The sequence below is a fragment of the Brevibacterium permense genome (assembly GCF_013280495.1).
In the GTDB taxonomy this organism is placed as follows: Bacteria; Actinomycetota; Actinomycetes; order Actinomycetales; family Brevibacteriaceae; genus Brevibacterium; species Brevibacterium permense.
In genome coordinates, this window is sequence record NZ_JABSSX010000023.1 from 1 (window position 1) to 21,096 (window position 21,096).

Below are 21,096 nucleotides of genomic sequence, written 5' to 3' on the forward strand. Positions count from 1 at the left end.
TTGTGTTTGCCGACATCGATACCGATGAATACGTCGATGTCAGCGTGGTTGGTGATCATGTCACTCATCTTCTTCGACTCATGTGACCGGATATTGGTTGTGGTTCGGCTGGCCGGTGGTGCTGGGTGGCTCCTGGGCTCGGCATCCACGTTACGGTCGGGCTCAACGCATGTGTTCTGCCAGTGGTTCTGGCCCCTATTAGCGATTTCCCTGGTGCCGTCGAACCCCGGTGACTACACCCCCCGGATCATTGGTGACTGGGGGCATCAATCATGCCGGGGTCCTCAGGCCAGCGACCCCTTCTATCCTGACGGATGATGGGGCTACTTAAAAGGTAACGGGGCCGACGGGGCGCAGTGAAAGGTCGCTGGCTGAGCGGCCAAGGCCGATGATCGCCAGTGCCCATGTCCATGGTGACAACAGGCCCAGTGCCCACAGTGCAGGTCCATTGAGGCGCGACTCGCGGCAGTCGAAACGAGCCGACCCGCTGTAGTCAAGAGCCGTGCTTTCGGGCCGAGAAATCGGCCGCAACAGGCGCAGGCACTCTGTCTCTGAGCCGTGACTCCCCAGATCAGCTCGACTTTCTCCGTCGTACCGACGGCACGATCACCATTCCGATCGCCAACAAGAGCAGAGCAATCGCGCTGATTCCGAAGATTCCCGCTGCACCGGTTCTGGGGAGGTCTCCTCCGCCGTCGCTGCTGCCGGACGAATCCGCGTCGGTCGACGAAGCCGCTTCCGACGAAGTGTCCGCTTCTGTCGAGGAACTTCCACTCGTTGCGTCGTCAGAGCCACCGGCGTCAGCCGAGGGACCAGCATCAGCCTTATCAGACGCCTCCGCATCCGCACTGGCAACCGACCCCTTGCCGCCGTCACTGTCCGCAGACGAATCCGACTCCGACGAACTGTCTGAATCATCTCCGGCACCTGCACCCGTCGCACTATCCGAATCATCCTTGGCGTCCGCGTCCGACGAGCTGTCGGAATCACCCTTGACATCCGCGTCGGAAGAGCTGTCCGAATCCTCATCCGAGGCAGATAGGTTCACCTCAGACGGGTCCGAGACGACGTCGTCACCGTTCGGTGCCTGGCCTGTGGCCGTCGCCGAGTTCTCGAGCGAACCACGGTCCACGTCCGACTGGACCACGTCGTAGGTGGCCGTGCAAGTCATCGACTCACCGGGAGCCAGCTTTGCGGCATCGTCGGGGCAACTGACGTCGGACAGTTCGCCCGAACCCGTGAACTCACTTTCATCAACGCCCACATCGGACAAGGACACATTCCCGTTATTGGTGACTTTGAACGAGTACTCGATCGAATCACCAGCTTTGTAAGAGTCCTTATCCGCCGTCTTTTCGATCGACACTGCCGGGCCGGCCTCGGCTGCTGGAATTCTCACCTCGGAGGGGTCAGAGTCCACATCATCACCGTTCGGTGTCGTGGCCTTCGCCGTCGCGGAGTTCTCGATCGAACCACGGTCGACGTCGGCCTGAGTGGCCTTGTAAGCAGCTGTACACTTCACCGAGTCTCCCGGCGCCAATGACGCTGCCTCCTTTGCACAGCTGATCTCGGACAGGTCGCCGGAGCCGGTGAACTCGGCTTCGTCGATGCCCACATCCGACAGAGTCACATTGCCTGTGTTCGTCACCTTGAAGGAGTACGTGATCGATTCGCCGTCCTCGAACGTGTTCGTGTCGGCGGTCTTCTCGACCGAGAGACCCGGAACCGACTCACCCGTGATGCTCCAGTCCGAAGGCTCAGAGGCCACATCGTCACCGTTCGGTGCCTTGCCCGTCGCTGCTGCGGAGTTGTCGAGCGAACCGCGATTAACGTCGGCCTGCGTCACCTCATAGGCGGCAGTACAGGTCACCGAATCGCCGGGGGCCAGCTTCGCTGAGTCGTCGGAGCAGTTCACTGGCGAAAGTTCGCCCGTACCCGAGAATTCGCCCTCGTCGACGCCCACATCGGACAGAGTCACATTGCCCGTGTTCGTGATTTTGAACGAGTACTCAATGGAGTCACCGGCGACAAGCGTGTCCTTATCCGCAGTCTTTTCGATCGACAACGCAGCATCGGTGTCGGCGACAGGTGTCTCAGTGCTGGCTTCGGCGGAGCGAACCTTGTCGTCGTCGCCCGGAGCCGTACCTTCGGCGGTGGCGGTGTTCCTCACTGCCTTGCCACCATCCACGTCGGCCTGTGTAACCGTGTGAGTGGCGGTGAAGGTCGCCGATTCGTCCGGCGCCAGGGAGGCGACGGACTTCGGGCTCAGCGACCCATCGTCGATGTGCTCATCATTGACGGTCACGTCGCTCAGAGTGGTGTTTCCTGAATTCGTCACCTTGAACGAGTATTCGATGGTCTCACCGACGTCGGCGGCACCGTTGTCGTTCTCATCTTTCAGCTCATTGGACTTCTTGAGAGACAAGGCAGAATCATGTTCTGCCACAGGCGTCTTCGTGCTGTCCTCGTTGGAGCGGACAGGAGTCTGATCGCCTTCGGACCGTGTCTGAGCCGTCGCAGTGTTGACGATCGGACCGCCGTCGTCGACATCTGCCTGAGTGACCGTATAGCTGGCGGTGAAGGTCGCCTTATCGCCTGGAGCGAGTTTGCTGACTGACTTCGGCCTCAATGTGCCGTCGTCGACCTTGACATCGTCGATGGTGACGCGGCGCAACGTCACGTTGCCTGTGTTCTCAACCGTGAACGTGTACTGGATCGTTTCACCGGCATCGGCGGCGTTATTGTCGTTCTCGTCCTGCAGCTCGTCCGATTTCTCCAATGTCATCGCAGGTACGGGCCCTACAACTGGCTGACTGTCGGTGTCCACTGCTTCGACTGCGGAGTCATCAGGGGTTGACCCCTTCGCCGTCGCCGTGTTCTCGACGCCTCCTGCGTCGACGTCGGCCTGCGTCACTGTGTAGGTGGCAGTGAAGGTGGCCGAGTCCCCTGGTGCCACTGTGCCGACGTTGGCGGGTTCGACCTTATCGACATTCGCATCTTCGATGCTCACGTCGCTGATAGAGGTGTTGCCGGTGTTGGTCACCTTGAACGTGTACTTGATCTCGTCGCCGACGTCCGCGATGTCCGCTCCCTGTATCTCACCGGTCTTCTCCAGCTTCAATTGCGGGGAACGAGGTGCCTTGGGCACGTTCGCCGAGGAGGGACCGGATGCGATCTCATTGTCCCCGGGCGTCGTTCCGCGGGCGGTGGCGGTGTTGATGAGGTCGGTCGACTCGGTGGCGTCGATGTCGGCCTGCGTCACTGTGTAGCTGCCGCTGAACGTCGCCGATTCGCCCGGGGCGAGACCATTCGGTAGAGAGTCGGGATCGCTGAGCTCAACTTCGTCGAGTCGATCGTCATCAATGCCGAGGTGGGTCAGTGTGGTGTTTCCGGTGTTGGTGACGACAAAGGTGTAGTCGATGGTGTCACCGACCGTCGCCGCTGTTCCGTCTCCCTGCAGTTCGCCGCTCTTCTTCAGATGCAGCCCCGAGGCCTGCGGAGCCAGGGGCACGTTCGCCGTATCCTCGGCGCTCGTGATCGAGTCCCCACCGGGCGACGCAGCTTCTGCGGCGGCGATGTTGACGATTCCCTGATCACCATCGTCGCGTACGTTATCGATGGCCTTCTGAGTCACCTTGAACGATGCGGTGAAAGTCGCTTGTTCTCCTGGTGCCAGCGAATCTGCTGTCTTGGGTTTGAGTGTGTCAGCGTCGATCAGATCATCGTCGATGGTGACGTCGGTGAGTGTGGTATTTCCGGTGTTGGTGACCACGAATGTGTACGCGATGGTTTCGCCCTGATCTGCGACGCCGTTGTCGTTGGTGTCTTCGAGTTCGGCAGTCTTGCTGATCGCCACACCATTGGCTCGCGGCTTCACCGGCGTATTCGCGGTGGATTCGTTGGATTCGACGGGTGCACCGTTCGGTGCGGTGCCGTTCGCCGACGCAGTGTTACTGATGTCCTTACCGGCGTCGATGTCCGACTGGGTCACCGTGTAGTCGGCGTTGAGGGTCTTCTGCTCGCCTGGCGCCAGACTCTCGATCGAGCCGGGGTCGATTCCGGAGTCGAAATCGAACTCATCGGCGACGCTCACATCCTCGACGGTGGTGTTCCCGGTGTTGGTCACGGTGAACGTGAAGTTGATGACGTCGCCGACTTCAGCGGCACTCTTGTCGTCGTCGAGAGCGCTCGTCTTCTGCAGGGCCAAACCGTTGGTCTGCGCTGTGGTCGGCACGTTGTCGACTGCTTCGGTCGACGTGATCGGAGTGTTCGTGCCCAGCGCAGCAGCTGTAGCAGTCGCCGTGTTGACGATGTCTTCGCCGGCATTGACGTCTGCCTGCGTGACCTGTCGGCTGCCAGTGAATGTCGCTTCCTCTCCTGGTGCAAGCGACGCTGCCGACTTCGGACTCAGGGTGTTGGCATCTATCGTGTCATCGTTGACGGTGACATCGGTCAGCGTGGTGTTGCCGTTGTTCTTCACCGTGAAGGTGTAGTCGATCGTCTCACCTGCGTCGGCGGTGCCGTTGTCGTTGGTGTCGTCGAGGACTCCGTCCTTCTGCAGCGAGACCGAGTTCTCCCGTCCCGCTGTCGGGAAGTTGTCCGTCGACTCACCGGTTCGAACATCGTTGCCATTCGGTGCGCGCCCCGAGGCTGTCGCCGTGTTGACGATGTCCCCTCCGGTATCGATGTCGGCCTGCGTCACGGTGTACTTCGCCGTGAACTCAGCAGACTTACCGGGCGCTAGAGAGCTGATCTGTGAAGGATCGGTGGAGTCGATCCTGTCGTCGTCGATCGTGATGTCTGCCAGGGTCGTGTTTCCGTGGTTGGTGACCGTGAACGTGTATTCGAAAGTGTCCCCGACATCGGCCAGACCGTTGTCATTGCTGTCTCGGCTAAGCTTTCCGTCCTTCTTCAGTGACATCGCTGAGGTCGGTTCCGCGACCGGCGTCTCGGTGCTGGACTGGCCCGACTCGATTGCATCTCCTCCGGGGCTGGTCGCCGATGCGGTGGCTGTGTTGTCGATGACCCCGCCTGCGTCGACATCGGACTGTCTGACTGTGTACTTCGCGGTGAAGCTTGCGTCGTTGCCGGGGGCGAGGCTGTCGATCGAGGCCGGGTCGATCCCAGCCCCGTCGAAATCGAAGTCGTCGGCGATGTCGACATCTTTCAGAGTGGTGTTGCCGGTGTTCGTGACTGTGAATCTGTAGGCGATCGTTTCGTCGACATCGGCGACATTGTTGCTGTTCGAATCGTCCAGCTCGCTCGTCTTCTTGAGCGCGATGCTGCTGTTCTGAGCAGGCAACGGAGTGTTTGTCGAGGACGGATCGGATTTGACGGGATCATCCTGACCGGGTGTAAGACCGCTGGCAGTCGCGGTGTTGCGGATCACTCCGTCACCGTTGGTCCCGTTGGCGTCAATGTCGCCTTGGGTGACTTTGTGGCTGCCGGAGAAGGTCGTTTCCGCTCCCGGAGCCAGGCTTGACGATTTCTCAGGGTCAGTGCTGTCGAGAAGCGGATCGTTGATGGCCACATCGGTGAGCGTGGTGTTGCCGGTGTTCTGCACTGTGAACGAGTAACGGATCGTCTCCCCGACATCGGCGACATTGTTGCCGTTGGCATCGTCGAGTTCACTGGTCTTCTGAAGCGAGAGCCCGGGGGCCCGGGTGGCGACCGGTGTGTTGGTCTTCGATTCTGCTGAGGTGGTAGTCTGCCCCGTCGGTGATTCGCCCCGTGCGGTGGCGGTGTTCGTGATGTCTTTGCCGCGGTCGACGTCTTTCTGCGTCACCGTGTAATTGGCGGTGAACTTTCGGGAATCCTCCGGTTTCAGTCCATCGACCGAGCTCGGGCTGATTCCCTTGCCATCAAAATCGAATCCATCGTCGATTGCGACATTGTCCAGGATCGTCTGCCCGGTGTTGGTCACCGTAAAGGTGTAGTCGATCGTATCGCCGGCGTCAGCCACGCCGTTGCCGTTCGAATCGTTGAGCTGGGCGTTCTTCTGCAAGGACAGACCGGGTCGCTGAGCTTCGTTGGCGAAAGTGCAGACGATGTCGGCTCCGGCGCGGGGAATCGTGACGCTGCCCTTCGTGCCGTTGCCGCCTGTCAGCTCCTGCTTGTTGCGCTGGTTCACACACTTGTAGGTCGATTTGTAGTTCTTCTGGCTGGCGCCGGCCCCGGATTCGGAGAACTGGAAGGTCTGCCCAGGTCGTCCGATGATCGAACCGGCGTACTCTGAGGGCTGCTGATTCTGGACTCCGCTCGAATTGCCCTGTGTCACGCCGGTGTTACCGGGAGCACCGGGCTCGAGTCCGTTGCCGGAGATATCCAGCGTCGCCTGATCCTCGGGGGCGAAACGGCCGTTGCTGAAGTCTTTCTGCACCCGGAGCGTGCTGGGAGTCGCGCACGAGGCCATATCGGTGGTGCCGGTCTGCCCGAAGGAGTTCGTACCCAGGACCTTGCCGCTGGTCGGGTCGGCACTGTAGAGCGTGGTTCCGCTGCTCATATAGAGCAGCCCGTCACCGCCGAAGGCGATGCCGTTGATCGGTTGCTTCGACGCGATGCTCGTAAGCTTCGTACCTCCGATGACTTTCGGCTTGCTCTGGGCGGTCGTCGGCAGCTCCTGGTTGACGACCCCGAGTGTCGACGAGGAGTTCCCATTTGCCCCGATGTAGTAGAGCTCACCAGCGCTGGAGAAGGCGAAGTCGCCGTTTGCACCATCGGCGGGCACTGTACCTTGGGCGACCAGTCCAAGAGACTGGCCTGTCGAGGGGTTGAACCCGTAGACGTTGAGGACGCTCGAAGTGGAGCTCGAGAACCCTCCGTAGTAGTAGATGCCGCTGCTGGGGTCCACGGCGCCGTGGGTGATAGGAGAGTTTGCGGGGCCGCGGGTCAATCTCTGTGAGGAGTTCGTGTTCGTGTCATAACGGAAGATCTCTCGATTGCCGCTCTGTGTGTAGATGCCGTAGAGCGAGCTGCCGTCCGCACTCATCCCCATCGCATTGATCTGCTCGAAATTGCTGGGAACCCCGAAGGTCCCGCGACTCGTCTGTCCACCCGAAGCGGGGTCGATTTGCCACAGATTCTGCGACGTATTCGTCAAACCCTGCATCGTATAGATGGGCCCACACTGCAGGGCCTGCGGGGAAGCCTCAGCGGGAGCTGCCTGCGCGGGTTCCGAGTTGACCGGGAGAACCACAGCGATGAGCAGAAGAGTCAGAACGCTCGCGATGAGTGCACGTGTCCGACTACCGAGACGGTTGAGTGAACCCAGCATGTGCCCTGAGAACGGGGTGCGGAACTTCCTAGCAAGGGATGAGGGGAATGACATATACGACCTTTGCACTGCAGTTCAAGCGTTCCGATCGAGGGGGTAGTCGTCCATCGACACTGCCCCCGTCTTTGAGGGCCCCGTCTATGGCGGCGACGAAGTGTTTCTCATCTCGAGACGCTTCTATCCAAAGCACATCTTGCCATAAAGTACACATATTGCTCAATAGCTCCTAGCAGTTCGCATTCAACTTCTGCCAAGCTTTGCGGAATCGCTTCGGGGCAGCTGATCAGCGGTTTGCTGAACTGCGGTTGGATCGAAGGCGTCACCTCAACCGAGCGTCGAGGCTGCTGTCCTGACTTCAGAAGGAATGTTCTTCGTCTCCCCTGCCGGCACCTCGTTGAGGACCGCCCTCAGCCGTGCTGAGGAGAAGAATTGACCACTGAACCGATCTGGCTTCCCGACCCCGACTAGACCCCGCGACCGCAGATTGCTGACTTCATCGACTTCGCCAACAAGCGCACCAGCCAAAGCCTGGCTACGTATGACGATCCGTGGAACTGATCGGTCACCCTCAACCGGCAGAGAGTGCGCCTCGGCAGCGCCGATATCTACGACATCGTCGACGGCATCCCCGAGGTGGCCGAATCCTTGGTCATCGGTGCCGAGCAGCCCGACGGCGGGTACTGGATGCCGCTGTTCGTCGTTCTGGCGTCGGGGGTTTCGTTGGATTCCGGGTTGCGGTCACGAATTGCTGAGGAGCTGCGGTCCAAGGCCTCGCCGCGGCACGTGCCCGATGACGTCATCGCGGTCCCGGCGATTCCGCACACGAAAACGGGCAAGAAGCTCGAGGTGCCGGTGAAGCGGCTCATCCAGGGGCACGATCTGGCCAAGGTCGCGAATCCGGATGCTGTGGATTCGTTCGAGGCGTTGGCGTACTTTGCTCGGTTTGGGCAGGGCCCCGGTGAGCCTGCATGAGGAGGGTGTCCGATACTTCGGACACTATCTTCGCAGTCCTGTAGCGAATGGACAGCTGGCCTGCCAGCATTGTGACGAGGCGCACACTCGCCACAGCATCGCGGATGCCTGCACCAACGCGGCAGAGACGTACACACAGTGATTCGCTCCCGGACGATGTCGTTGTGACGTTACGATCCAGACGCCGAAGGAGACTGAGGAGCAAAGTGAATTCGAAAGCCGAACCCGCTGCGAAGCCAGCGAAGACACCCGCTGCGAAACGGGTTCCACACACCTTCGTCATCCTCTTCGGAATCGTCGTTGTTCTGGGAATCGCGACCTACTTCATCCCCTCAGGGCAGTACGACACCCGAGTCGATGATTCGGGCCGAGACCTGGTCATCAGCGGCACATACCATGCAGTGGACTCAGCTCCGGCGAATCCCTTCGATCTGTTCACGTCGATTCTGTCGGGGATGACCGAGGGCGCCGACATCATCTTCTTCCTCCTCATCATCGGAGGAGCGCTCGGTGTACTCAACGCGACCGGCGCAATCGATCGACTGCTGCATGGGGTGCTCACCAAGTTCGCCGGCAAGGAACTCTGGATCATCCCGATTCTGCTGGGTTTCTTCTCCCTATCGGGAGCGACGTTCGGCATGAGCGAAGAGGCCATTCCCTACCTCCTCATCATCCTGCCGATCCTGTTGAAGATCGGGTTCGACCGCATCCTCATCGCAGCCCTTCCTCTGGTCGGAACCGCGGTCGGATGGGCCGGCTCCTTCACCAACCCGTTCAATATCGGAATCGCCCAACAGATCGCGGGTGTGCCGATCTTCTCCGGGATGGCCGTCCGCATCGGACTCTTCGTCATCCTCTACCTCGCCGCAGTCATCTACTTCATGCGGTATGGAGCCAAGATCCTCAAGGACCCCAGTCGGAGCCTCATCGGCATCGGACCCGACGACGAAGCTTATGGCTCGTCCACCTCGACGGACGATCCGCTGACGAAGCGGGACGTCGCCGTCCTCTGGGTGTTCGTCGCCACAATCGTCGCCGTGCCGATCGGGATCATCGCCTTCGACTGGTTCATCACGGAGATGTCGGCGCTGTTCGTCGTCATGGCGCTGGTCGTCGCCACCATCGCGAAGATGAACTACAACGACGTCGCTGATTCGTTCACCAAGGGCTGCCAGGATCTGCTCGTTGCTGCGTTGTCGGTGGGCCTGGCCTACAGCGGAATCATTCTGCTCGAAGATGCCCACGTTATCGACACGATCATCTATGGGCTGTCCACGGCGGTCGGGCAGCTCTCGAGCAACTGGGCGGCAGTCGGCATGGTGGGCGCACAGAGCGCCATCAACTACATCGTCACTTCGGGCAGCGGCCAAGCCGCACTGACCATGCCGATCATGGCTCCGCTGGCCGACCTCGTCGGGGTGAGTCGACAGACCGCGGTGCTGGCCTATCAGTTCGGTGACGGCATCTCCAACGGGTTCACCCCGACGAACGGTGCGATGATGGCCGGTCTTGCGATTGCCGGTGTCTCCTGGTTCAAATGGGTCCGCTTCCTCTGGCCGCTGATGATCATCTTCTACGTTCTGGGTGGGATCTACGTCTTCATCGTTCATGTGTTCATCTGGACTGCCTGAACGAACAGCGGATGTTCACTGCAGCAGCAGGAACCCGAAAACCCGAACTTCGACGACCTACGATGCCAAACACACGAAGAAAGCGAGTATGCCCGATGATTCCCGACTTTCGTGCCGACGCCGCCGAGATCCTCTCCGAACTGCAGACCATCCGCAGAGATCTCCACGCCAATCCCGAGGTGGGCACCGACCTTCCGCGGACCCAGCAGGCCGTCCTCGACGCCATCGACGGCCTCGACCTGGAGATCACGAAGGGCGTGGCGCAGAGCTCGGTCGTGGCCGTGCTGCGCGGAGGGAAGCCAGGGCCGACGGTGCTGCTGCGCGGCGACATGGATGCCCTGCCGGTCAACGAGGAAACAGATTACCCATTCGCGTCGACGAACGGGGCCATGCATGCCTGCGGTCACGACCTGCACACCAGTGGCCTCATCGGTGCCGTCCGGCTGCTCGCCGCCCGTCGCGATGAGCTGCCCGGTTCTGTGATCTTCATGTTCCAGCCCAACGAAGAAGGCGATGGCGGAGCGAAGAACATGATTGACGAAGGCATGCTCGAAGCGGCCGGAGAGCGTCCCGTCGCCGCCTATGCCATTCACGTCAAGCCCGGCACGGGCGGGGTCTTCACCACCCGCCCGGGCCCGCTCATGGCCGGATTCATCAGTTTGGAGATCACCATGCGCGGCGCAGGCGGACACAGCTCCCAGCCCCAGTTCGCCCGCGACCCGGTAGCCCCCCTCACCGAACTGGCGGTGGCTCTCAACACCATGACGTCACGTCGATTCGATGTCTTCGACCCAGTCGTCATGCCCGTCACACAGCTGCGTGGATCGGATGCCAACAATGTCATCCCCGACACCGCGAGCCTGGGGGCCTGCATCCGCTACCTGTCTCCGGAGCGGGTCGAGCAGCTGCGGACTGAGATCACCAGGATCGCCGACGGCATCGCCTCAGCCCATGGGTGTCGTGCCGAGATCACCTTCGAGCCCGGATTCCCTGTCACCACCAACGACACCGAGGAAGCCGCCTGGACCGCGCAGCAGCTCACTTCGGTCTATGGCCCGGATCGCTACGAGGAGATGCCGAATCCGGAGATGGGTTCGGAGGACTTCTCCTTCGTCCTCAATGAGGTGCCCGGCGCGTACGTCTACCTCGCCACGACTCCTGAGGGTGTCGACCCAGAGTCCGAGGACAACCATTCGCCACGCGTGAAATTCGATGACACCTGGCTCGGAGACTCGGCCGCAGCGCTCGCCCACCTCGCTTTTGCTCGATTGGCGAGGTGATCGACAACAGCCGCACAGCTGCTCGATCCGGGCCGAGGGCGCCTGAAGCGCCCCGGTGATTGCGCTTCGTCACGGCTTCGCCCGAAGCCTCGGTCGGCTCTCCGACCTGCCGAACTCGGCCCATGCGGGCACCGGGTGCGGCCGGTGCTCCGCTCTCGCCGTCAGGACCGCGTTTTCGCCAGGGCGCTGCGGTAGATTGCTGCGTGCGCCGCAGCGATCTCATTCCGTTCGCTTCGGCGGCGGTTGACGAGTTCTTCGACCTGCTCTCTCTGACCAGAAGATACGCTCAGCACTGCAGAGTGCAATGAGTCTGCATCCGGGGTCCACACCCCGTTTTCACGGGTCCAGGAATAGCTCGCATCAGCACCTTGACTGATATAGCAGCCGACGTTCGGAGCAATGACCCGTGTGCCGAAATCGTGGCAGGCCTCCATCCAACCCGAATGAGTCCCAAAACGGTATGGAAGCAGGGAAACGTCAAGTCCGGAGAGGTATTCGAAGAGCTCACGGTCGGAGAAATAGTCGTGCACGTGCAGCTCGACTTCGCTGGTGAGCAGGTAGCGAACGAGTTCCGGGTCGTGACGCGGGCCGTCTTCATCGAACACGTCGTGATGAAGATTGACCTGCAAGATGCCGCCTGGAATCTTCGCGACAGCGGCAGCAGCGGCCTGCAGAAGTGGTATTCCCACCATATTCGCCCGCAGACTCTTGAGGTGGATTCCGAGAAGGAACTCTTCCTGACGCGGCAAGGAGGAGCTTCCGAGTTCAGAGATCGTCTCCAACTCAGCCACATGTGGGTGTGCAATGACATGCGCGTCGATGTTCCATCGCTGCCGTATCTCCTCTGCCGCCTTTCGGGTCAACGTGATGACCTCAGTTGCTCGGGGAATCAGCACGTCGAGCTGGGAAGAATGCAGCGCCGCGTCCTCGTGGTGAGGGTTCTGCAGGTCGTGGACCGTGTATACGAGTGGGATCTCGCGTGCCTCCAGCGCGTCGATGACGGCGTGCAGCTGAGCCGGGGAGTGGGCGTCGAAGCCGAAATGGATGTGGAAGACATCCGCCTCGCAGTTGCGGATCCAATCGGGATCGAGCATGGCCGGCGGCCACCACGGCGCACCCGTAGGGGCGTCAGCGCGGGTCGGCGGAGGGTCGGGCAGACGGATGATCGCAGACGCGTCCTCGTCCGGAGAGGAAAGGTGGCGGACGTAGACGTGCGAGCCAGGGACCGATGCCACTGTGAGCGGCACCTGCTCGTATCCCGCTGATCCCCGCCGCACGAGGCCGAGCGTCTCGAAGCGATCCAGCCACCCTTGCATCGGCCACTGGCCCCACTTCTTCGCGAACAGTCGACCGTTGCTCAGGATGTCGTCAAGATGCTCCACCGGGGGTGAGGACACCGGATGGTACTGGTGGAAAGCGGAAGCGCTGCCCACCCAGGTCAGCCCTGTCCCGGTGCTGCGGGCCTGCCACGCAAAGTCGGTGTCCTCCCCTCCATAGCCTTCGAAGTTCTCGTCGAAGCCTCCGATCTGGTCCCACACCCCGCGGCGGACGGCGAACGACAGTGACCAGAACAGGTCGTGATCACCCGCGGTGATCATCTCCCCGGAAGCGGGGGCGGGCCGAGCGGGGTGCGGTTCGCTCAGAAGTGCCAGACGTTCGACGCAGTCCGGGGAGATCGGATCGAGTTCGACATCAGGCAGATAGCTGACGGGTCCACAGAGCAGGTCCTTTGGGTGGGCCAGTGCGGCACTCTGATAGGCCGCGATCAGATCGGGCGTCGGAAGACAATCCACATCGAGAAAAATCAGAAGATCGTCCGGGTGTCCAGCGGTATGGGCCACACCGAGGTTTCGAGCCGCGGCAAGAGGTAGGCCAGGTCCGGGCCTGTGGATCGAAACGATCGACACAGGAACGGTGGGGGACCCGGCACGTCCCCTGACGTCTTCATCGTTCATCGCAACGACGATATGGTCTGTCGGTTGCACGGTGCTGAAGGCCAGGCATTCCCGCTGTCGACGCAGGTGATCATGGCGACCATGGACTGTAGTGATGACAAAGGTGCCCGGGGGGCCGGTCACAGAAATGCTCATCGTTCTCCCTTACAGACGTCGGCGGCGTATCTGAGCACGAGGTTGCTGAAGCGTTCGAGAGTCTTGCCGTCGCACCAGGTAGACCAACGGCTCCCATCGAGTCGCAGCGCCTCGGCGATCGCCTGAGCCCAGTCCGCGGCGTTGCTGTCGTCTGGTCCTGCAATGACCGGCCACGGACCTCGGACGAGGACTTCGAGCATCCAGTTCTGCTCGTCATAGGGACGGGGGTGGGCGATGACAACTGCCGGGGTACGGCTGGCGGCGACTTCCGCAATCGAGTTCTGACCTGCCGCTGTGACTACGACCGCGGCATCACGCACGATCGGCCACGGGTCCTCCACCCACATGCCGTTCGAGCCGCCCAGGACCGTGACTTCAGCTGTAGGGAATTCTTGCGTGAGCACATGTGGGAGGTCATCACTCAGTGCACCTCCACCTGCACCATTGAGCACAACGATGGAAAAGGCATCATCCGCTGGCCCCCGCTTATCCCCACGCGCGTCTGACGACACCTCGAGTGTGGGGAATCGGGACAATCCGCCGAGGGCATGGAACTTGTGCTCGCTGTCTTCTGGGATCCCGGAGACGATCCCTTCCGCAGACTCCGGCCAGAATCCGAGAATCGCTGAACTGAGGCGAAAGCCGAGCTGATGAGTGTAATCGCCGCGGCTTCCCGGCAGAACAGCCGTCAGCACAGGTATCCCGTGCAATCGAGCGAGAATCGCGACTTCCACCGAGACATCCACGACCATCAGCCGGGGCCTAGCGGAATCGATCCATCCAGAGATCTGAGCCGAGCGCCGTCTCAATCCGGAGTGCCCAATTGGGACGTAATGGAGGCTGCCACCGGCCGTGACGTCATCTCGATCCATCCGGCATCCGTCTGAAGCCTCGGCTGCCGTTTCTGCCGGCGTAGGCGCTTCGCAGAATTCAGAGCTGCTGTCGTCACGTTCCAATCTCACCCATTCACCCGGCCACTGCGCGGGCCGAGACAAGGAGGAGAGTCCGGTGACGTGCCATCCGGCACGAGCCAGCGCACGCGCCATCGACATGGAGCGGTGCAAGTGTCCCGAACCTTGATGGTGGATGTACCAACCGATCACCGGATGGACGGGGCCCTGATCGACGTTCATTCCGCGAAGCTTCCTGCCGCAGCATTGACTGCATGACGATACAATGCTTCGTATCCGCTGACGGTGCTGTCCAGAGAATGGTGTTCGACCGCATACTTACGGGCCGCCATACGGCTCCGGCCGGCAGCACTGCAGATCGCTCGGGCCAAGGCCTCGACGGTGAGCTGGTCCGCCAAAGCTCCGACATCGCCACGAACGACCTCAACCAGCCCGCCCCTCGGAAAAGCCGCCACAGGTGTCCCACAGGCCAAGGCTTCTGCTGCAACCAAACCGTAAGGCTCCTCCCATTGAGAGCTCACAACAGCCACGGCCGACGATCCCACCAGGCTGCGCAGCCGCTGCTGATCCAAATGCCCGCAGTAACGGGCATCGTCTCCCAGCCGCGGGGCCACTTCTGCAGCGAAGTACTTCTCGTCCATGACCGGACCTGCCAAAGCGATCTGGAATCCCGCAGCGCGGGCGGCGTCGATTGCCACATGGGGGGCCTTCTCCGGGACCATGCGCCCAGTCCAGACGCAGGCCGGCCCACCAGGACCCGCATCCCACAGATTCGTATCGACTCCATTCGAGATCACAGTGCTCTCCACTGCGTGCGACCAAGCCCGGGCTGTGGCGCTCGACACGGCAGCGAAGAAAGTCGTCGGCGCGCGGAAGACCACGGCCGATTCCAACCAAGGCGTGGGCGGCGTGTGCAGGGTCGTCACGATCGGGGTGCGCACCATTGACGAGAGGGCCAATGGCAGATGGTGAAGTGAATTGTTATGGATGACATCGAACTCTGTCTGCCCGGCCAGCCCGAGCATCAGGTCCAAGTAGGCGTGATGCTGCCTCATCCATTCCGTAGGCATCGCCGACACGTCGAGCCGGGCCGCTTCGGAGAGACGCAAGACCTCCGGAACGATCATCTCGACATCGAGGTCAGGATCGCTGCCGGGAGCGGCGAACAGCGTGACCGAGTGCCCACGAGAGACAAGTTCCTTCAGCACAGCGTGCGTAAAGGACTCCAAACCACCCGCGAAGGGCTGGTTGATGGGAAAACGGCTGGACGCTATCAGACAGATTCGCAAAACTCTGTGCCTCCGCTCGACCCGGATCAGCGTTCACCAATCATTGGCGGCTTAAACGATGATCCCTGATGGACCTCTTCGCAATGGAACATAGACGGCGTTCGAGTCCCGGCGCGTTGGTTCCAGGCTTCCACGACCAAAGTGTTTACATCGTAATCACTGTAACAGGTTGAGCTGGCTCCGAATGACTCACATGTTGTCGGTGGTTCTGCCGTTTGGCTTTCTACCGTTTGACGGGTGTTTCCTGCAGAGTCGGCTGCACCGTCGTCCCGGTCTCCCACGAGTTCGCGCCCGGGGCCACCTCCGGCATCGGGATGTCTTCGCGGCGTTCGCGGTTGCGCTGCGTCGAGACCCCGACTTCGCGGTCGCGCTCTCGGACCAGCTCTTCGCGGACTTGCCCATCCTCGGTGAAGCCCATCATCAGCTGCGGGGCACCGTAGGGGAAGTCGTGAACGTCGTACTGCCAGATGTGGAACGTCTTGCCGTAGGTCTTCACCAGGTCCTCGAAGTAGGCGTGTTCGGCGATCTCCGGAACGCCAGGGGCGGTGAGGATTCCGGACTTGATCTCATAATGATGGCTGTGCCAGAGCTCCTTCTCCTCTTCGGGCAGGGAGCGGAACCGGTCTTCGCTGATGATGTACTCGATGCCGATCAGACGGGCGTCATAGGCGTTGCGGTCAAAGATGACGCACTGGTGCAGGTCGTGTTCCAAGTGGATGCAGAAGTGAGCGGCATGGACTTGGCGTCCGGTGTCATCGGCATAGATGTGCAGCCCGTCGAGGTAAGTGCTCATCGCCTCCAGCGGATATTTTCGCTGGAGGAACGCGGAGCCCAGGTCCAACACGCGGTGCTTCCAAGGATGGCCCTTGCTGGTCTTGAGATTGCTGACGGCCCTGCGCCCGGCAAGAGCCGCTGCGACGCCGCCGATGCCGAGAGTCAGTCCGGTAGTGAAGCTCTTCAGATGTGTCAGTTCCATAATTCATCGTAAAGCGGATGATGACACGATTGAACCCCCCTGCAGAACGGCTGCGGACTATCGCGGGAGCCAGTTCGTCAAACGACCCCGTCGTGGAACACTCTTCGAACTGCTCGTCCTCCACCTGGTCAGTGACAGCTTCCCCGGCTTCCGTCTTTTCCTTGTCTTCCCGCGTGTTCCGATCGTCACGATGCTCCACGGTGTCCGGAACTGCTTCTTCTTCTTCCTCATCATCGACCTCCTCGAATCATTCCCCGGAGTATAATCCTTCCGCTCTCAACTGGCGCAAGCCACGGAGCCACGACTTGATTTCATCTTGAGCCCCGGATTGACTATGTCTGTCTGGATTATCCGGACAAAGCCGAAGACCTGCTCCGCACGATGTGGGAACAGGCCTTCAGATGAGAACCTCCGTCTGATCAGCTTCCAGCGTTCGCATCCGCGGTCAGGTGGGCGCGCGCCTCGGCGAGCATGGCCTCTCGGGTCGCGATCTTCACGCGTTCCCGGCCCTCGGTCTCACCGAGAGCCTTCTCCGCAGCCTCCTCGAGCCGGTGATAGCCCTCCCAGTCCGTGAACTCGACGCCCTTGGACTCGAGCAGCTCGACGATCGAGGACTCCTCCGGGTACACGGGTTCGGTGAGCGCCCCGTCGGCCTGATCGTCGAGGATGTGCCCGATCGTCTCGAGGGCATCGCCTTTCGTGTGACCGATGAGCCCGACGGGTCCGCGCTTGATCCATCCGGTCGTGTATACGCCGGGGATGACCTTCTTGGCCTCGTCGAAGGGCAGCTGCGGCAGCTGCCTACCCGCACACGAAGACGGGTAAGAAGCTCGAAGTTCCGGTGAAGCGGAGGTTCAGGATCACCCGTTGGGGCGGGCCGCGAGCAGTCCTGGCACTTGTGACGTTGCCTCAATGAGTGAATGCAGATCGCGGTCCAGCATCGCTGCCAATCGTAAGAAGTCCTCATAGACAGCCTGCGCGCTCACTCGTGTCCGTTGCCCTGACAATGGAAATCCATTCACCAATGGTTCGTGATGAGCGACCCTGTTGCGCAGGTCGTTGATTCGAGAAACGACAGCCAAGGCGTAGTCGCGGTTCCAGCGCTTCCCATCGGCGCGTGCTTGTTCGCGACCGCCTGGAAACGACTTATCGAGGACTCCGCGCCAGAGGACTTCGTAGTCGCATCGGACACGTCGAGGCTCCCTGCCCGCGTGGTCCCCTTTGTCGAGCAATCCACGCCAGAATCCGAACGTACATTGAGCGACACGCTTTCCAGGCGTCTTAGGGCCGCTGATTCGGCGCCAGGCAGTATTCAAAGCAGAAGATGACCGGTCATCGAGAGGAACATTTGTATTCGCGTACCATTCAGCACCCCATCAACGTTCGAGTTGAGCACTCATGGCATTTCGCAGGGCGACCTCCGAGATCGCCAAATCTGCGAGGAAACCTACTGACACTGCGCGATCCCACAGGTACAGTTCACGAGCGAGTAAAGTATCGCCCGACGCTGCGGACAGATAGGTACTCATACGAGTCGGAGTGATCGATCGGTCGAGAGCTGCAATCTGTCTGGGCGACAACTCCACTGGATTCTCCATCTCGTTTGACCTATAATAAACGGGAAGTCCCCGGCATACGCCTCTGTCGAACCTGAGTCGGCAAGCAGCCGGGGTTTTTCTTTTGATCAGTGTAGGCAATACCAATTCGTATTGTGGAACCACTCAATCACTTCGGACCCCACTGCCTGCTTCTTCGCTCTCTTCGAATGAGCGTCTCAACGCTCGCAACTCAACTGACGAACCCGACCCCGCACTCCATTGTTCGTGGATGTACGGGGTCGGGCCGCCTCGGCGAGGGTTTCGTTATCTAGCGTCGAAGGATTCGATGTTTGGGCAAAGGATCACTTGCCTTCGATGTGTTCGGCTGCGGTCTCCTTGGTGTTCTCGACGTTGGTCACGACCTCCCATGGCGCTGTCACCGTAGTTGCTCAGCAGGCTGAGCACGGCCAGACCGCCGAGCCACAGGATCATCCACCACCCGGACTTGAACTGCAGGGGCGGGATCTTGCTGCGGTCGCTGAACGCGTAGTGCAGGCCGAGGACCACATAGCCCAGCGCCATCGCCAGGAACAGCTTCCAATTCGTGTCCCAGCCGGTCCAGAAGACGATGAGGTTCGCGGCGAGGAACCCGAGGAACGGCAGGGTCTCTCCGCCGGGCAGCTTGATTGGGCCCTCCTGATCGGGAAGCCGACGGCGCAGCGCCGCGACTGTGATCGGGCCAGAGCCGAAGGAGATGACGGTCCCGGAGGTGATGAACCCGACCATCTTCGCCCACGACGGGAACGGGAAGAACAGGAAGCAGGCGACGATGAACGTGATGAGCAGACCGAAACACGGGATGCCCTCCTTGTTCAGCCTCGTCATCCCGTGCGGGGCATTGCCCACGCGCGCCTGCGAGTACGACAGGCGCGGGGTCAGCGCGGTGAAGATCAGGCCGGTGTCGGCCGGAGAGACGACGGCATCGATGTAGAGGATGATCGCCAGCCACATCGCGCCGAGCATGAGCGCGATCTCTGCCCATGGTCCCGCCGAGTTCGAGAACGACAGTCCGCCCCAACCGTCCCTGAGCAGATCGGTGGGGATGGCGCCGATGAACGCGACCTGCAGAAGGATGCGATGGTGCCGGTGAGCACGATCGAACCGATGACGGCGAAGGGTACGTTCCTCTGCAGGTTCTTCGTCTCACCCGCGAACTCCACTCCCTGACGGAATCCGAGGTAGGAGAAGACGATGCCCGCCGCGGGCAGGGCAGCGAAGATCGGGGCGATGCCGTTGGGGGCGAAACCGCCGAACTCGGGCATGTGGAAGTGACCGGGGTTGAACGCCAGAAGCGCCAGTCCGATGAACACGAGGACGATGACGATCAGCTTCCACCACACGAGCACGTTGTTGAACTGGGCGAAAAACTTCACGCCGAACATGTTGATGACGCAGAAGACCGCGACCATTGCGATGCTCACGAAGATACCCGGAACCGTGAGGACGAGCACCCCCCTCTTTCGACTCCATCAGCCACGGCATGTAGCTCGAGGCGTACTGGACGGCCGCGAGCACCTCGATGCCGACGGTTCCCGCCGCCGCCAGCCACGTGATCCACCCGCTGGTGTAGCTGGCGAACGAACCGAAGGCATAGTGCGGGTAGCGCACGACACCGCCGGCGACGGGGAACATGACACCGAGTTCGGAATAGTTGAGTGCCACGAAGATGATGAGGACCGCGCCCAGAGCCCACGACAGGATCGCGGCCGGTCCGGCCATGCTCGCGGCATCGAAGGCGCCGAAGAGCCAACCGGAGCCGATGATCGACCCGACCCCGGTGAAGAGTAGCCCGGTCTTGCCGATATCGCGTTGTACGGCAGCGCCTTTCGGTAGCACCTGTGTAACGAAGTGGTGTGTAACCTCGCAACATCGTGGACACTGAACCTCACCACATCGGGGACAACCGATCTCAGAGCTTTGTACACAACTACCGCTCCCTCCGCTGAGGAGGGAGCGGATCCGGAATCGAGTTCATCTACCGAAGCATGAATACGTCGGGCATATCCTCAACACGCGAGGCGAACTCTTCAACATACTGTTCGTATTTTATGCGCCATTGCTTCGTCGGATTCGCGACCTGGACTCCACGGATCGCATAGGAAGAAATGAAGCGTCCTCGTACGCCGAGAGCGACCATCGGCAAGGGGAAGGACAACACAATCTCACCGGTGCCCATGTCCGTGAGCAAGAATGTCTCATCGGTGATCGTGCGATAAAACTGCCGATCAGCAAAAGTCGACGGCAGCGACACGTGATAGCCGTGATAGTACACTCGCCGGTTCGCTCGCGTGACGGTTACGACCGACTGATCAGAACGCTGCCTATCCGAAGCGGTGTCCGGGAGGACATGTCCATTCTTCGTGATCGTCAGCCCAGCACGGTTGAGCTGATTCTGCCGCTGCAAACGGGCCTGTAGATATTCTCGTGCTTTCGCCTCAAGAACAGCCATCGGAATCGGTTCGGTGGCCGGAGTGTGCTCGACTAGGTTCCATGCTTGAGTCGGCGTGGCATCGTTGAGCGACTGGTGCGGCCGACGCGAGTTGTACTGATCACGGAAACGCCGAATAACCTGCCGCAGCTGCTCGACCGTTGCGGCCCGGTTCGCGTCGAGGAAACGCACTAGTGTCTGGTGGGAGCGTTCGTTCTCGCCCTGCGTCGTCGGCTTGCCTGGCAGTCCGCTGATGGGCATTGTTCCATGTGAGGCGAGGAACACTTCCACGGCTCCGATCGTGCCCTGCCGAAGTTGGTTGAACGCCGAGGAATTATCCGATAGGACCTCCTGCGGGGCACCATGAGCAGCGATCGCGTCAGCGAGCACCGATTTGGCGTCCGTACTGTTCTCAGCACGAATATGAGCGGTCGTGCCGACGTCGAACCGGGTGGAGTCATCGAGGAGCTGATAGATCGTCACCGTCTGCCCATCGGTCAGATCGTATTCGAAGGCATCAAGTTGCTTGTTCGGAAGCGGCATTCGGTAGCACCTGTGTAACGAAGTGGTAGCAGCTATGTAAGTACCCGGTAGCAGTAGAGCAGGATTGCTTTCACCCACGACAGTGAAGTCGTGAACAGTGAAAGG

Annotated in this window: 12 protein-coding genes and 1 pseudogene; 3 read left to right on the forward strand and 10 right to left on the reverse strand. The window is 60.9% G+C overall.

What is annotated here, in order from left to right:
* Positions 1-571 precede the first annotated feature (571 nt).
* Positions 572-7,099, reverse strand: coding sequence for a DUF7507 domain-containing protein (locus HK353_RS16370; RefSeq protein ID WP_173157906.1), 6,528 nt, complete (start codon positions 7,097-7,099; stop codon positions 572-574).
* Between the two features lie 756 nt (positions 7,100-7,855).
* Here HK353_RS16370 and HK353_RS16375 point away from each other — a divergent pair.
* The 3 genes from HK353_RS16375 (at position 7,856) to HK353_RS16385 (ending at position 11,156) form a co-directional block, all read left to right on the forward strand.
* A complete protein-coding gene (locus tag HK353_RS16375; protein WP_342589969.1) occupies positions 7,856-8,245 on the forward strand; it encodes an AMP-binding enzyme in 390 nt (129 codons plus the stop codon).
* Positions 8,246-8,451: 206 nt separating this feature from the next.
* A complete protein-coding gene (locus HK353_RS16380) occupies positions 8,452-9,876 on the forward strand; it encodes an AbgT family transporter (RefSeq protein ID WP_173157908.1) in 1,425 nt (474 codons plus the stop codon).
* 95 nt (positions 9,877-9,971) lie between these two features.
* Positions 9,972-11,156: a M20 metallopeptidase family protein gene (locus tag HK353_RS16385; RefSeq protein ID WP_173157910.1), complete on the forward strand. Its 1,185-nt coding sequence runs from the start codon at positions 9,972-9,974 to the stop codon at positions 11,154-11,156.
* Positions 11,157-11,317: 161 nt separating this feature from the next.
* Here HK353_RS16385 and HK353_RS16390 read toward each other — a convergent pair whose 3' ends face one another.
* From HK353_RS16390 to HK353_RS16435, 9 genes and pseudogenes are all read right to left on the reverse strand, one after another.
* A complete protein-coding gene (locus HK353_RS16390; protein WP_217278552.1) occupies positions 11,318-12,949 on the reverse strand; it encodes a glycosyltransferase in 1,632 nt (543 codons plus the stop codon).
* Between the two features lie 293 nt (positions 12,950-13,242).
* Positions 13,243-13,650, reverse strand: a complete 408-nt coding sequence (locus HK353_RS16400; protein WP_167193757.1) for a glycosyltransferase family protein — start codon at positions 13,648-13,650, stop codon at positions 13,243-13,245.
* 725 nt (positions 13,651-14,375) lie between these two features.
* A complete protein-coding gene (locus HK353_RS16405) occupies positions 14,376-15,446 on the reverse strand; it encodes a glycosyltransferase family 4 protein (RefSeq protein ID WP_173157912.1) in 1,071 nt (356 codons plus the stop codon).
* Between the two features lie 223 nt (positions 15,447-15,669).
* Entirely contained in the window at positions 15,670-16,422 is a 753-nt protein-coding gene (locus HK353_RS16410) for an OBAP family protein (RefSeq protein ID WP_173157915.1), read from the reverse strand.
* A 419-nt stretch (positions 16,423-16,841) separates the two neighbouring features.
* Complete coding sequence (locus HK353_RS17505; RefSeq protein ID WP_342589970.1) at positions 16,842-17,051, reverse strand: hypothetical protein; 210 nt, start codon at positions 17,049-17,051, stop codon at positions 16,842-16,844.
* A 1,233-nt stretch (positions 17,052-18,284) separates the two neighbouring features.
* On the reverse strand, positions 18,285-18,983 hold the full coding sequence (locus HK353_RS16420; RefSeq protein WP_173157917.1) for an APC family permease: 699 nt from the start codon (positions 18,981-18,983) through the stop codon (positions 18,285-18,287).
* Positions 18,911-19,471, reverse strand: coding sequence for an amino acid permease (locus HK353_RS17640; protein WP_173157919.1), 561 nt, complete (start codon positions 19,469-19,471; stop codon positions 18,911-18,913). The genes HK353_RS16420 and HK353_RS17640 overlap by 73 nt, the downstream gene beginning before the upstream one ends.
* A 49-nt stretch (positions 19,472-19,520) precedes the next feature.
* Positions 19,521-19,856: pseudogene (locus HK353_RS17630) on the reverse strand (amino acid permease); the annotation flags it as partial.
* A 139-nt stretch (positions 19,857-19,995) separates the two neighbouring features.
* Entirely contained in the window at positions 19,996-20,991 is a 996-nt protein-coding gene (locus HK353_RS16435; RefSeq protein WP_173157921.1) for an integrase core domain-containing protein, read from the reverse strand.
* Between the last annotated feature and the right edge of the window lie 105 nt (positions 20,992-21,096).